This is a genomic window from Lysinibacillus sp. 2017 (assembly GCF_003073375.1).
Lineage (GTDB): Bacteria > Bacillota > Bacilli > Bacillales_A > Planococcaceae > Solibacillus.
The window spans coordinates 1148447-1163330 of the sequence record NZ_CP029002.1 but is presented as its reverse complement, the minus strand read 5'-3'; the positions used below and the strand labels follow the sequence as shown (position 1 = coordinate 1163330).

Genomic DNA, 14884 nt, shown 5'->3' with positions numbered 1-14884 from the left:
TTCGTAAAAAAGAGGCTATCTGTAAAAGAATAGCCCCTGCATTACCTATAATTGTTTCATTAAGCCTGCTACAGTATTATCAATATGGGAAATACCATGTGCTTGGTTTTGAATTAAAATAGAAAAAATGTATTGTTTCCCGCTATTGCCTTTCATATAGCCTGTTAATGTATTCACATTTGCTATATAACCTGTCTTCGCAACAATTCGCCCTTGTAAATTGGCTGCATTAAAGCGTGATTTGAGCGTTCCTCCGATTAGTCGGTCTTTATCTCCAGCTACAGGAAGTGCTTGATAAAACGTATGATAGTAAGGCTCACTTTGCACTTCATATAGCAATTGCGTTAAGCCGATTGCAGTTACGCGGTTTTGAGCTGATAAGCCGGAACCATCAACAAACCGCCAATTTGACATTGAAATGTCTTTAGCGTGTCCATAATCCATTAACACTTGTGCACCTGTCTCTAAATTACCTTCACCGTATACATGTTTCCCCAACGTTTTCACAAATATATCCCCCATACTGTTATTACTTAATTTCAAAAATACTGGGAACATTTGCGCTAATGTTTTCGATTCATTTGTAAAAATTAGTTGTGCATCGTCTTTTAGGGATTGTCGTAATACTTTAGATGAAGTTGAAAATTTTATCCCCATATTTTGCATGCAATTTTTAATAGCTTGTAATGTATTCATTGTTGGATCTTGAACGGTTACCCATTCTTTGCTAGAACTTCCTACAGGTAAATTACCTGAGATAACAATCGTATTTGAATTATAATTACGTTTAATAACGATTGTATTTTTTTGACCCTTTTTCACTGTTTTCGCTTGGTTGGTAATCACCATGCCACTTAAATTAGGCGTAATTGAATAAGTTGGTTTTGCGCCCACTTTACTTGGTGTAGCCGTAACAATGACCGTACTTGCGTCATAATCACTGTTTGGTGACATGGTAATAGCAGAGGTTCTTGCAGCATAATAGTACGATTCCTCTTGTTTTTCTACGCCAGGAGATAATGTACTCCCTGAAAATGCCGTATCATCTCCTATTAAGTGCCCTGTGACCGAATTTATGCCCATTTTTTTCAGCGCACTTGCTAATTCTTGAAAATCCAAATTATTTAATGTGGGGTCCCCACTGCCTTCTATGTATACATTACCGTGTAATACGTGTTTTTTTATTTTCCCATCGATATACAATTTTGTTTTGAAACGATAATTCTGACCTAACCTTTCTAATGCAGCTGCACCTGTCACTAGTTTTAAATTAGATGCTGGAGGCATTGCTATATTCCCATTGTACGAATAGACAAGTTCTCCAGTTTTTGCATCACGGATTGCCACCGATGAATTATTTAATCCTAAGTTATTAGCAACAACTGTCTTCATCGTTGCTGCCTGGCTTTGGATTGGTAATATGAAGATTAGCGAAACAAGCATTAATAATTGGATAATTTTTTTCATATTTTGACCACCCTTTCATTTTCCGAATTTACCATAAATTAAGGTTATCAAAAAAATATGTAAATTACATAAAAAAAACACACTTTGTATCAAAATCATACAAAATGTGTAGTAACCTTACTTATCCGCGCATTTCTTCGATTAATTCAGGACTAAATACCCCTGCACGTAACATCTCAATTTCATGTTTATAAGGCGCTTGTTTCGTTTTCGCATCTTTTCCAACATACGGTGTCTCTAAAATTTTTGGGATATGCATTAATTGCGGATGATGTACAACTGTTTTCAACGCATCAAAACCAATATGACCAAAGCCAATATTTTCATGACGATCTTTACCAGCGCCACAACTATTTTTTGAATCGTTAATGTGTAGTACTTTTAAACGATCAATGCCGATAATTTTGTCAAATTCATTTAAAACGCTATCAAAATCATTCACAACATCATAACCTGCATCATGAGTATGACATGTATCGAAACAAATTGATAAGCGGTCGTTATTTGTCACACCATCAATAATACGTGCGAGTTCCTCAAAGTTGCGGCCAATTTCTGTCCCTTTACCTGCCATCGTTTCTAAAGCAATTTGTACAGGATAATTTTGTGAAAGCACTTCATTTAAGCCTTCGATAATTCTCGTAATCCCGGCATCAACACCAGCACCAACATGAGCTCCTGGATGTAATACAATTTGTGTTGCTTCTAAAGCAGCAGTTCGTTTAATCTCTTCTTGCAAAAAGTTAACGCCAAGTTCAAATGTTTCCGGCTTTGTTGTGTTGCCTAAGTTAATAATATAAGGAGCATGCACAACGATATTACTCATTCCGTTTTCTTGCATATGAAATAACCCTTTTGCGATATTTAGTTCTTCAATTGGTTTACGGCGTGTATTTTGAGGTGCGCCTGTGTAGATCATGAACGTGTTTGCACCATAGCTAAGAGCTTCTTCACTTGCACCTAACAACATATTTTTCCCACTCATTGAAACATGTGAACCTAATAACATTAATTTTTCCCTCCGCAAATATACAAACGGGCTGCGAAGAAATGAATTCTAGGCAGCCCAATTTGCTTAATCGTTATTACGACGCGCTTTAATACGACGTTCGCGTTTTTTAACTTTATCCATTTCCCACTTCATATTACGCTTGTAGCCGGGTTTTACTTTCTTCGGCTTACGTACTAGGGCTTTGGCTTTTTTATCTATTTCATCTTCTTTGCGCTCACTTTTACGGCTTGCACGTTGGTGACGATCCTTTAATTCAGACCATTCTCCATTTTTAATGTCCTTTTGAACAAATGGAATACCCATTTTTTCAATACGGACTACTGCATCTTCATCTTCTGGTTGGAATAACGTGATTGCAGTACCTTTTGAACCTGCACGTGCTGTACGACCAACACGGTGAATGAAGAATTCAAGATCTTCAGGAAGTTCATAGTTAATAACGTGAGAAATTCCTTGAATATCAATACCACGTGCAGCTAAGTCTGTTGCTACAATATATTGGTATTCTAAATCGCGAACTTGCTTCATCGCTTTTTTACGATCACGAGGGCTTAAGTCCCCGTGAATTTGACCGGCGCGAATACCTTGCTCTGCTAAAAAGTTTGCAACCGATTCGGCATTTTTACGTGTGTTACAGAAAATAACCGCTAAGAATGGGTTAATTCCTTTCATCACTTCAAGTAAGCGTGTGTTACGCGATTTTGAACGAACTGGAACTAATACAAAATCAATGCCTTCTGCTACTGGACGTTTGTCGTTCATATGAATATGAACGGGTGAATCCATGTATTTTTTTAAGAAAGGTTTTAACTTTTCTGGAATTGTCGCTGAGAAGACAAACATTTCAAGTTTATCTGGCATAACTGAAGCAAATCCATCAATTTCTTCAATGAAGCCCATGTCAAATGCTAAGTCTGCTTCATCGACAACTAAAATTGGCGCTGTGTGTACTAATAACGCATTTTCTTTTACTAAATCACGAATACGTCCTGGTGTACCAACAACGATTTGTGGTTGTGTTTTTAAACGGTCGATTGAACGCTGTTTATCTGTACCACCAATAAATAATTTTGAAGTGATTTTTGTACCTTCAGTTAATTGGTTTAGCGCATCAAAAATTTGTTGCGCAAGTTCTCTTGTTGGTGATGTGATAACTGCTTGTACTTCTTGTTTTTCTTCTACAATGCGCTCTACAATTGGTAATAAGAAACTATGTGTTTTACCTGTACCTGTATGTGCTTGTCCGATTGCACTCTTACCTTTTAATACGAGTGGAATCATTTCTTTTTGAATCGGCGTCGGTTCTGTAAATCCAAGCTTTGCAATGGCGTCCTGCAAAAATGGCTTGAAATTATAATCAGTATATTTTGACATTGTTCGTACCTCCTTACATCTATCCTATTGTACCATGTTTCGTACATTTAAGAGACCATCTGCATATCATAACTATAAAAAGTTTCTTCGTCAAACAGTTAAGAAGAATTAATAAAAGAAATGTAGAAAATCATGGCGATTTTGAGAAAGGAGCTCCTTATGCGTCCATTTAATTTTGGCCCACCTAGCTACACGATGAATCAAATACCGATACCGCCCCGTTTTCCGATGTTTGCACCGAATTTTATGAGAACACCCTTCACTTCACAGATGCCAATACCACCGCAAATTCCGCCACAAATTCCATCTCAATTCCCATCACAATTTCCATCACAACTTCCAACGCAATTTCCAACGCAACTTCCAACGCAAGCAGTTGGTGGTGCACCACGTCTCGAAAGTTTTTTAGCAGGAGCAAATTCATTATTTACCAATGCGCAAAAGTTTACACCTTACGTTCAACAAGCCGCACCGATGTTTAAAAATTTGCCAGCTTTATGGCGTTTATACAAAGGCTTTAAAGGTTCCCCAGATGATGATGTATTAGATTCTTCTACTGCAGTAGCACCAGTCGAACGGCGAGGTAGAAGACAGCGACAACAACAGGAACAACAGGAACAACAAAGAACCCCTTTGAAAAATCGTCCATCTGTACCAATGATTTTTCAACCACCGTTTGAATAATATTTTCTAAATGAAAAGGGGTATGTCGCAAAGGGTATACCTTTTGCGACAATTTACCATTTTAGTATTAAATATCCGCATAAAGTAAAAAGATCGAATGCAAAAAAACGTCACATCCTTGTGACAACGCATTCATGACCAACATAGTGCTGGTTTCCATTCTCGTAAGAAAAGGGTATGTCCAGAAAGAATTTCCGGACATACCCTTTTTAATTTAATTTTTTTCTTAAAATAATCATATGGACTAACTGCTTGCCTGCTTCAAAAATTGGTTCATCGTAGTTTTCAGTAAAAAAGTTCTCGATTGAATGCGACTTTATAAAACCACAAGCTTCATAAAATGGAATGGTTAATGGGCTATCCCCCGTCCCCACTTGCATCGTATGGCCTAATTTTGCAAAATAATTGCAAGCATAGGATACAATCTGTTTGCCATAGCCTTTACGTTGTTGATTAGGTATAGTTGCAAGATTTTTTATTTCAAACAATCCGTCGCCTTCATTTGTCACGACACAAATTGCCCTCACTTCACTCGCCTCTTCTAATACAAATAGCTCACCACGTTCTAAATAACGATCGATCATACTTTCCTGCTCATCTGCTAATAATAATAGCGGAAGGAATTGCTTTTTATTATCGAAAACTTGACGAATCATTTGCACAACTCCTTAAGAAATTGGCCATTTTTGACCGAGCTCCACAATTTTGACATGAACATCATGCTGTGCTATTCGCTCAGTAGCATGGTTGCCTACGGAATGCATACCAACGCATACACTGTGAGACGCTTGTTTGAACATAAGTAAGTCATTGACATCGTTACCAAACGCAATATAATGTGTAACACCTAATCGTTCCAAGCCTTTAATTTTATTTAGATTTGGCGAACATATGTCTAGAATTTTCTCTTCTGTGTATTCAAATGTTGTAACTGGAAGCGTTTTAACAAAGTTCTTCACGCTCGTTGGTGGATCAAATAGCAAAACTTTTGAAAAGCCTGTTAATTCATGAATGGACACTTTTTCAGCCTTTTTCTCACTATCAATGCCACTATACATTGGATGGTTTTTACTTCCCGTATAAGCATAATTCCAATCACTGTCTGCTAAATAAGCTAATTCGTGCGATTCCACTAACTCAACAATTTGCGATTGAATACTTGAATGTAAAAACTCCACCTCGATAAATCCGTCTACATATGTAAATGCCCCGTTACTGCCAATCATACGGCATGTTTGAAGCGACGTTGGAATGACCGGAAGCATATCACGAATCGGACGAGCCGATGCGAAAATCACTTCATGTCCTTGCTCGATTATCGTATGTAATGCGCCAACAATTTTTTTATCTAAAGGCGCGCCACTAAAACAAATCGTTCCATCTAAATCGAATACAAATATCATCATTTCACCTCACATTCTTATGATAGCTGAAAAAATGAGTGAATGGGAAATTTCTCTTCTTTTTTCAACATTTTGAAACAAAATTGTCGTAAATTCGTATAAAAAAGTACAAGTAAATTATTTAGAAAGTTGGGATACATATGGTTCGGAATTGTCCAGATTGTCATTCTCATATGGAAATGGGCTGTACATTAGAATCTACACATGGCGTTTATGTACAAAAAAAGCGCAAAGGTTTATTTAAAAACACACAAAACTATTTAAAGGCAGCTGTTTGTACCGTTTGTGGACATGTGACACTTTATGTTGAAAATTTTGAAGAATATCGAGACTAATAAAAAAACATGTCCTATCCAATAAGGGGACATGTCTTTTCACTTAAAACGCTATCGAATTCATTTCTAATTCTTCTTGAATAATCTTCACTAATTCATTCGCATCTTGTGCCTTCAAAAGTTCCCCATTTACAATCGCAAAAAGGTGACATTCACAAATTTCACAGTTTGATGTACAGCCAGATTCAGTAATTTCAACGTCTTCTCTTTCAACGAGCACATCATAAGCATCGGCTGCACCTAGTGATAAATTGGTCATGCAAAATTCCACCTGGTTTTTTAATGATTTTTCTTTATTGCGCTTAAAAAATGAAAAAGCCATTTAGTTTCCCCCGATTTCCCGCTATTCATTGCCATTATTATACACAATGAAAAGGTAGCAATAGGAGAATACGCTCTGTAAATAATGAATGTCAGGTTAAATGATGAACATTTCTTGACTTATTCCTTCTTTACTTTTCTTTTAGCTTCACTCTGTATTTACGCATTTCACTCAAATCGCCTTCAGAGGTGCTTTGAAGTAATCGATTATTAGTTGATATGTATCATCTGTTAATTTCCTCTAGTATTATTGTGAAATCAGTTTAGCATACAAAACAGTAATCGAACTTTGTATAAAGCATGAACGTCCTATATAATAAAGGTACTGAGCTTTGAAAGGAGTTTCGAACAAAAATGAAAGTAATTAAAATTAATCCTCGTGGTTATTGCTATGGTGTTGTGGATGCGATGATCATTGCGCGTAATGCAGCACTTGACAAAACTTTACCAAGACCAATCTACATATTAGGTATGATTGTCCATAATAAACATGTCACAGATGCGTTCGAACAAGACGGTATTATTACACTTGATGGTGAAAACCGTAAAGATATAATCGAACAAGTTGAAGAAGGAACGGTTATCTTTACAGCACACGGGGTTTCTCCTGAAATTCGTGAAATTGCGAAACGTAAAGGACTTGTTTCTATCGATGCAACTTGCCCAGACGTAACGGTAACACATGACCTAATCCGTGAAAAAACGGCTGAGGGTTATGATATTATTTACATTGGGAAGAGAAATCACCCTGAGCCTGAAGGGGCAATTGGTGTCGCTCCTGACCGTGTTCACCTTGTTCAATCGATGAATGATATTGAAAATTTATCATTTAATAACGAAAAAATTCTCGTAACAAATCAAACGACAATGAGTCAATGGGACGTTGCTTTCTTAATGGATAGCCTAAAAGAAAAGTTCCCACATATCGAAGTGCATAAAGAAATTTGCTTAGCCACACAAGTACGTCAAGAAGCGGTAGCTAAACAGGCTGGTGTTGCGGACCTTTTAATCGTTGTTGGTGATCCAAAATCAAACAACTCAAACCGTTTAACACAAGTATCTGTGGAAATTGCAGGTACATCATCTTACCGTATTTCAGACCTTTCTGAGCTAAAAATCGAATGGCTTGAAAATGTCGAAACGGTCGCGGTTACAGCTGGTGCTTCTACACCAACACCAATCGTAAAAGAGGTCATCGCATTTTTAGAAAAATTCGATAAAAATGACCCTGCTACGTATAGTCTTGAGCGTTCGGTTACACTAGACAAAATTCTACCGAAAATCAAAACACCCAAACCTGTTGATAAAATTATGCCTTACTAATACAAAAAGCAGAAGCACTTGTCATTATCTAAGTGCTTCTGCTTTTTTATTCTTTAATGAAATATTGATTGATTGGTCTTCCAACACTGCCGTACTGAATATCGACATGGATCAGATGGCTTTTTTCCATATAGTCTAAATAACGTCTTGCCGTTACACGTGCAACACCAATACCTGATGCTACATCGTCAGCAGATGCGCCACCTGCTGATTGTTTTAAAAACACTAGTACTTTATCCATTGTTGCTCGATTAAAACCTTTTGGTAGCACTTGTGTAAACGTGCTTTCTAAAACAGATTCTTCTTTTTGCTGCCAAACTTGGCCAATCATTTCATCTAATTCCGCTTGCGTAACATCTTTTGCTGAGTCCATTTTCTCTTTAAACTGACGGTAATGTATGAGTGTTTGCTCCATACGTTCAAATGTAAATGGCTTCATAATGTAATCAAATACACCTAAATGCAAAATTTGTTGAATCGTTTGTACATCATTTGCTGCCGTTACAGAAATGCAATCAACCGTTAAATTTTCGTTGCGAATTTGACGCAACGTTTCAATGCCATCCTGTTCGGGCATAAAAATATCCATCACAACTAAATCAGGTGTTAAATTTTTTATTTTTTCAATACCTTTAATGCCATCTGACGCCATATCGATTACTTTAAATCCATCTACTCGCTCGATAAATTGGCGGTTTACTTCACGCACCATTGGGTCGTCTTCTACTAATAAAACTTGAATGATCTTCAAGCTATTTGCCCCTCTCTAAAACTCAAATGTGAGAATAAATGTCGTTCCTTTTCCTACCTCACTCGTTATTTCTATTGTACCATTACCTTTTTTCACAATCTCCTGAATTAAAAATAAACCAATTCCACGGTTTTCATTTTGCTTAGTTGAAAAACCATTTTCAAAAATACTATCCATATTTTCTTCTGGTATGCCGACACCGTTATCCGATACCATAATTGCTAGCATGCCGTCATTATCATCAATTGAAATCGATACTTCCTTTTGCTCTCTTTCAAGTCCAACGAGCGCATCAAAAGCATTTTCAATTAAGTTCCCGAATAATAAAACAAAATCATGATGGTCTAGCAGCTCTGGAAATCTTGTTAACTGACTTTCTTCATCAATTGTCACTTGAATGCCCAGCTCATTTCCTCGGCTAATTTTACTAAGTAATAAACCAGAAATATTCTCGTTGTATATACGTTCATTTAAAAATTTCGTTACTTGATCGTGTTCAATTTTTACTTGTGATAAATAATCAAGTGCTTGTTGGTTATGACCAAGTTGCAGTAACCCTGCAATGGTATGCAGTTTATTTTTATATTCATGTGTCTGAATACGAAGTGCCTGCACAAACGCTTTGACACCTGTTAATTCCTCTGCAAGCTGTTTAAATTCCGTTAAATCTTTAAACACTGCCACAGCACCAGCTGTTTTACCATTGACGAAAATCGGAATACGATTACTTAAAATACTATGTTCGTTCACGTAAATTTCTTGGTTATACACGGCTCGTCCACTTTCAACAATTTCAGGCAAACGTGTATCCGGTAGGACATCATAAATATTTTTTCCAATGTACTTTTTGGGATTCCCTCCAACCCCTAAAATACGGCTCGCTTTTTTATTGAAAATGGTAATGACCATATGTTTATCGACTGCAATAATTCCTTCATGCATGGCATTGAATGTTTCGGTACGTTCTACATATACTTTCGCAATTTCCTGGGGCTCTAATCCAAACATTTGACGCTTAATATGACGTCCAAGTGTATGCGCTCCCCAAATGCTAAATAGCATCGATAGAAAAGCTGTCAGAAGTATTGCATTTAAATTTTCAACGATAAGATTACTAAATGTAGGTAATTTAAAACCTACTACAACAACCCCAATTTGAACTTTTTGATCATTCAATATTGGTACAAATGCGCGGATCATCTTCCCTTGTTCGCCAACTGCTTTTGAAATATAATAATTTTCACTAAATGCTGCATGAATATCTGTCGAGTTACTTTTTCGACCAAGTTGATCTGGTGATGGATGAGATAATTTAATCCGATCCATATTCATCACAACAATATATTCAGCTTTATTGATAATTTTTATCTCGTGAACCATTTTATCAATATTATTTTGCGCTACTTGCAAATCATTCTGCTCAAGTTGCGTTTGAATATCAGGTAAATCAGAGATTGTTCGTGCAATTAGCATTGCGCGTTGACCTAATGTCTCTTCATGTTCTTGTACTAGATTACTTAGCAGCATAATTCCAGCTACTAAAAAGGAAAAGGCAATAATAAAAAAAGTAAGTAGCACAATTTTGCCATTCATCGTTAATTGTTTAATTTTCATTTTGTGCCCCTTTTTTGCGATATACTATACTAGACAACATTTAATTATAAACTTATTGTACAATATTCAAGAAAAATTTTAGGACAAATGGGGAGATATTTTTGCGCTTTTATGTAATTACGGCATTGATTACCATTACTGTTTTAGTCGTTTCGATTTCTTTTCGTTTAGATGTGTGGAACCAAAAAGAATTACCCTATGACGACGAACAAATTGGACTTGATGACCAAATTATTATTAATTTTAGTCACGTAGTCGCTGAGAATACACCTAAGGGAATTGCCGCAACCAAATTTGCCGAGCTCGTGAAAGAAAAATCAGATGGCAAAATGATTGTACAAATTTTCCCTAATGGTATTTTATATAATGATGAAAATGAATTATCCGCGCTCAAACAAGGCGATATTGAAATGATTGCACCAACGATTTCAAAAATGACAGAGTCCCTTCCTTCTTGGCAAGTGCTCGATTTACCTTTTATATTTGAAAATGATGAACAAGTTTACGAAGTGCTTCATGGAGAGCTTAGCAAAAATTTATTACATGAATTAAATTCGATAGACATTCATGGGTTAACATTTTGGCATAATGGCTTTAAACAAATGGCTTCGCAATCCACACCTTTATTAGAGGTTGAAGATTTTAATAATCTATCCATTCGTTCGATGCCTAGTACTATTTTAAAAGAGCAATTTACTTTATTAAAGGCAAAACCGATTGTAACAACATTTAATGATTTGTACGCAGCGAGTCAAAATAACGAAATACTGGCACAGGAAAATACAATTTCAAATTTATATTCAAAAGGCTATTATGCGATGCAACCTAATATCACATTATCCAATCATGGGATACTTGCGTATAGCGTCTTAATGAACGAAGACTTTTGGGAATCCTTAAATAACAAACAACAAAAAATAATAGAAGATTCCCTTGATGAAATGCAGCAATGGCAGCATGATCAGGCAATCGCACTAAATAAAGAAAACTTAAAGCAATTAAGAAGTATAAACCAAGTTCAAATACAGGCATTATCAGCAGAGCAACTAAATCACTGGAAGCAAGCATTACACCCCATTTATAAGTCGTATGAAAAATTGACTGCGAAAGGCTACTTATCGCAGCTCCGCAGGGAAATTAATACGCTTGAATAACTGAACAAAATGAACAATATCCAACTACTTATGTAAATAAGTAGTTTTTTATTTTGTTATAGTACAACTTCCCTTCTAATCAAAACAGTATTATAACAACGGAAACACTTACATATCAAGGTTTCGTCAGATTTTCATTAAATATTGAACAAAATGAACGATAAGTTTTTTATTATCAAAAGTAATATTTTGAATAATCATACGTTATGATTGCAAATGTAAACGTTATCATACATAAAAATTAGGAGGAAGCAAAAGTGAAATTACTAAAAAATTTAACAGTCCAAGTCATTGTTGCTATTATTTTAGGTGTTATCGTTGGTGCAATTTGGCCAGAGTTTGGTGCAAGCTTAAAAATTTTAGCTGACTTATTCATTAAATTAATCAAAATGTTAATTGCTCCAATTATCTTCTTAACAGTTGTCATCGGTATTGGTGGCATGGGTGATATGAAAAAGGTTGGTAAAATCGGCGGTAAAGCATTACTTTACTTTGAAATCGTATCTACAATCGCTCTTGCAATTGGAATCATGGTTGCTGTTGTCATTAATGCGGGTGCTGGAATTGATACTTCACATGCAGGTGATACAGATATTTCAAAATACACATCGGCCGCTGAAGCAAATAGTGAAGCTGGTTTAAGTGGCTTCTTCTATGACATTATTCCAGAAAACTTTGTTGGCGCTTTAGCTGATGGTGCTTTGCTTCCAACTTTATTTGCCGCTGTACTATTCGGTATCGCTGCAGCGTCATTAGGAGAAAAGACTCGTCCTGTTATTACATTTTTTGAACAAATTTCTGAAATCTTCTTCAAAATTGTCGGTATTGTTATGAAGTTCTCGCCTATCGGAGCCTTCGGTGCAATGGCGTACACAATAGGTAACTTCGGTTTAGGTTCGTTAAAATCACTCGGGCTGTTAATGGCAGCTGTATACATCACAATGTTCTTATTCGTTGTCGTTGTATTAGGATTGATTGCTAAATACTGGGGCTTCAACATTTTCCGCTTTATCGGATACATTAAAGAAGAAATTTTAGTCGTTATTGGTACTTCTTCTTCTGAATCTGCTTTACCTGGAATGATGCGTAAATTAGAAAACTTAGGCTGTGGTAAACAAGTTGTAGGTCTGGTTGTTCCAACAGGGTATTCATTCAACTTAGATGGTACATCCATTTACTTATCGATGGCGGCACTCTTCATTGCACAAGCATACGGTGTCGATCTATCATGGATTGAAATCATCACGCTTTTAGGGGTATTAATGATTACATCTAAGGGTGCTGCTGGTGTAACAGGTTCTGGCTTCATCACATTAGCTGCAACACTTGCTGCCTTCCCAATGGTACCACTTGAAGGAATCGCACTATTAATCGGTGTTGACCGCTTCATGTCAGAAGCACGTGCTGTAACGAATTTAATCGGTAACGGTGTAGCTTGTGTGATTGTATCGAAATCTGAAAATGACTTTGATGAGGAAATGGCTGCAAAAGCAATTCCAAAAAGAGCATAAATTTATACAGCTCCTTAGCTTATTTAAGGAGCTGTTTTTTTATACAAATTTTACTTTACCATATGCTATAGTAGAGTAAATTGGAGAAACGAGGTGTATTTGAATTGCCAGATTGGTCGTATCATCCTTTAAAAAAAGTCATTTTATCTAAACTAGAAGCCAAAAAAAGTCGTCGTTTTATCCACCATTCCATGCAAACAATTGCCTCTATCCCTGGCGGAAAGCATTTAATTGAATTTTTAGGACACAATGAAACGAGTTCAATATTACATAAAAATGTAAATAAGGTTTTTTTCAAATCACCAGTTGGATTAAGTAGTTCACTTGACCCTCAATTATGTGGAACTGTTGCCTTTCAGGAGCTTGGGTTCGGTTTTCTAGAAATTGGACCTATTGTTTTTCAAAAGCAGCCTAATGTTATTCCACCTGTTTGGCAACAAAACCAGATTGCCTATTCTAAAACAAGCGAAAAAGTACCTTTAAAAACTGCCTTACAACTAGTCATCACAAAAAAATTACATATCCCCATTTTCGCACGATTGGATGAAAGTTTAAGTACAGTCGAATTACAACGATGTATTGAACAGCTGTCACCATTTGTAGATGGTTTCTTTTTGTATACTCATCATATTGAACAACTAGATGGCAAAGTTGACGTTCCAATTTACCAAATCATTTCGACTCTTTTCGAGAATGAGGAAATTCGACTTTTCAATTCAATAGAAGGTGTCATTATCGATGGCCCCTACACAACCTTGGGTGACCGAGTTATTGAACAAGCTGAAGGCTTACTTGCAATAAAAGAAACAGTGCAATCAATTAAAAATAATTTTCCAAGTATCCCCATCATCACGAGTGGCAGCATAAATTCCCCGTCAGATGCCCTTGTTTTATTAAATGCGGGTGCCGACTTAATCATCTTATCTGAAGGCTATGTAAAAACTGGGCCCGGATTACCAAAGCGAATTCACGAACGGCTTTTATATGATAAAGTCCCTAAAATTCCTTCTCCGTATTGGCATTGGTCATTTTTATTTGGTCTCGCTATTTTTATTGGCGGCTTAATCGCACTGTATTTTGCACTTACGACCGTTATTTTACAATATGATGAAAAATTCATTGGTTTATCACGCGAACAATTAAATTTCATCAATCCACAAATTTTAGCTTTCATGGCACATGATAGAATGTCACTAGCGGGAACTATGATTTCTGCTGGGATATTATATATGAGCCTCGCCTATTTTGGTTTGCGTTTCAAGCTTCATTGGGCAAAAAAGGCCTTCCATAGTGCCGCAATTATAGGTTTTCTAGGAATTTTCCTTTTTATTGGCTATGGTTATTTTGATTGGTTACATGGTCTTTTTTGGCTTATTTTACTACCAATCTATTTATTAAGTTTACGTGAAAGCAAACACCATACAAGTAGTCCTCAATCTTGGCATGATACAAATGATCATATGTGGATACGTGGTATATATGGACAGCTTTTATTCGTTATCATGGGATTTGCGTTACTAATTGGAGGCTTCGTTATTTCTATTATTGGAATAACAAAAGTGTTCGTCACAACTGACATAAGCTTTTTGTGTATGGACCCTGACATGCTTCGTTCTCTAAGTGACATGTTGCTTCCAGTCATTGCACATGATCGCGCTGGATTTGGAAGTGCATTGATTAGCGTTGGTATTCTTGTGTTATGTCTTTCGCTTTGGGGGTTCCGTGCAGGTGAACGTTGGCTATGGTATACATATGCTGCCGGGGCACTCCCCGCCTTTTTAGCAGGAATCGGTACTCATTTTGCTATTGGATACACAAGTTTTATCCACTTGACACCACTTTACTTTTTATTCCTTTTATATTTGACAGGCTTAATTTTAACGTACCCATTTTTAATGCAACGCAAAAAAAGTTGTTCCTTTGAGTAACTCAAAA

The 14884-nt window shown here is 36.4% G+C and carries 14 protein-coding genes; 6 read left to right on the top strand and 8 right to left on the bottom strand.

Annotation, left to right across the window (positions count from 1 at the left end; genetic code table 11):
* Window positions 1-45: 45 nt before the first annotated feature.
* From dacB to DCE79_RS05200, 3 genes are all read right to left on the bottom strand, one after another.
* On the bottom strand, window positions 46-1467 hold the full coding sequence (gene dacB, locus DCE79_RS05210; protein ID WP_108712054.1) for a D-alanyl-D-alanine carboxypeptidase/D-alanyl-D-alanine endopeptidase: 1422 nt from the start codon (window positions 1465-1467) through the stop codon (window positions 46-48).
* Window positions 1468-1588: 121 nt separating this feature from the next.
* Window positions 1589-2476: a deoxyribonuclease IV gene (locus tag DCE79_RS05205; RefSeq protein ID WP_108712053.1), complete on the bottom strand. Its 888-nt coding sequence runs from the start codon at window positions 2474-2476 to the stop codon at window positions 1589-1591.
* Window positions 2477-2542: 66 nt separating this feature from the next.
* Window positions 2543-3853: a DEAD/DEAH box helicase gene (locus tag DCE79_RS05200; RefSeq protein ID WP_108712052.1), complete on the bottom strand. Its 1311-nt coding sequence runs from the start codon at window positions 3851-3853 to the stop codon at window positions 2543-2545.
* 159 nt (window positions 3854-4012) lie between these two features.
* On the opposite strand from DCE79_RS05200, the gene vrrA reads away from it, so the two are divergent.
* On the top strand, window positions 4013-4537 hold the full coding sequence (gene vrrA / locus DCE79_RS05195) for a VrrA/YqfQ family protein (protein ID WP_108712051.1): 525 nt from the start codon (window positions 4013-4015) through the stop codon (window positions 4535-4537).
* A 209-nt stretch (window positions 4538-4746) separates the two neighbouring features.
* Here the strand turns inward: vrrA and DCE79_RS05190 are convergent, their stop codons facing one another.
* Both DCE79_RS05190 and DCE79_RS05185 read right to left on the bottom strand, forming a co-directional pair.
* On the bottom strand, window positions 4747-5193 hold the full coding sequence (locus DCE79_RS05190; RefSeq protein WP_108712050.1) for a GNAT family N-acetyltransferase: 447 nt from the start codon (window positions 5191-5193) through the stop codon (window positions 4747-4749).
* 12 nt (window positions 5194-5205) lie between these two features.
* A complete protein-coding gene (locus DCE79_RS05185) occupies window positions 5206-5940 on the bottom strand; it encodes an HAD-IIB family hydrolase (protein ID WP_159083056.1) in 735 nt (244 codons plus the stop codon).
* 140 nt (window positions 5941-6080) lie between these two features.
* Between DCE79_RS05185 and DCE79_RS05180 the strand changes: the two genes are divergently transcribed.
* On the top strand, window positions 6081-6275 hold the full coding sequence (locus DCE79_RS05180; protein WP_108712048.1) for a hypothetical protein: 195 nt from the start codon (window positions 6081-6083) through the stop codon (window positions 6273-6275).
* Between the two features lie 43 nt (window positions 6276-6318).
* Here DCE79_RS05180 and DCE79_RS05175 read toward each other — a convergent pair whose 3' ends face one another.
* Entirely contained in the window at window positions 6319-6597 is a 279-nt protein-coding gene (locus DCE79_RS05175) for a YuzB family protein (RefSeq protein ID WP_108712047.1), read from the bottom strand.
* Between the two features lie 353 nt (window positions 6598-6950).
* Here DCE79_RS05175 and DCE79_RS05170 point away from each other — a divergent pair, with 353 nt between their 5' ends.
* Window positions 6951-7919: a 4-hydroxy-3-methylbut-2-enyl diphosphate reductase gene (locus DCE79_RS05170; RefSeq protein ID WP_108712046.1), complete on the top strand. Its 969-nt coding sequence runs from the start codon at window positions 6951-6953 to the stop codon at window positions 7917-7919.
* Window positions 7920-7965: 46 nt separating this feature from the next.
* On the opposite strand, the gene DCE79_RS05165 is transcribed toward DCE79_RS05170, so the two are convergent.
* On the bottom strand, window positions 7966-8670 hold the full coding sequence (locus DCE79_RS05165) for a response regulator (RefSeq protein ID WP_108712045.1): 705 nt from the start codon (window positions 8668-8670) through the stop codon (window positions 7966-7968).
* A 15-nt stretch (window positions 8671-8685) separates the two neighbouring features.
* Window positions 8686-10284 (bottom strand): ATP-binding protein, encoded by a 1599-nt coding sequence (locus tag DCE79_RS05160; RefSeq protein ID WP_199912299.1) that lies wholly within the window; start codon window positions 10282-10284, stop codon window positions 8686-8688.
* A 101-nt stretch (window positions 10285-10385) separates the two neighbouring features.
* Between DCE79_RS05160 and DCE79_RS05155 the strand changes: the two genes are divergently transcribed.
* The 3 genes from DCE79_RS05155 to DCE79_RS05145 all read left to right on the top strand — a co-directional run bounded on the left by DCE79_RS05155 (window position 10386) and on the right by DCE79_RS05145 (window position 14877).
* Window positions 10386-11438 carry a DctP family TRAP transporter solute-binding subunit gene (locus tag DCE79_RS05155; RefSeq protein WP_159083055.1) on the top strand — a complete coding sequence of 351 codons (1053 nt, stop codon included), beginning with the start codon at window positions 10386-10388 and terminating at the stop codon, window positions 11436-11438.
* A gap of 257 nt (window positions 11439-11695) precedes the next feature.
* Entirely contained in the window at window positions 11696-12949 is a 1254-nt protein-coding gene (gene dctA / locus DCE79_RS05150) for a C4-dicarboxylate transporter DctA (protein WP_108712043.1), read from the top strand.
* A gap of 80 nt (window positions 12950-13029) precedes the next feature.
* Window positions 13030-14877, top strand: coding sequence for a dihydroorotate dehydrogenase (locus tag DCE79_RS05145; protein ID WP_234417336.1), 1848 nt, complete (start codon window positions 13030-13032; stop codon window positions 14875-14877).
* Window positions 14878-14884 lie beyond the last annotated feature (7 nt).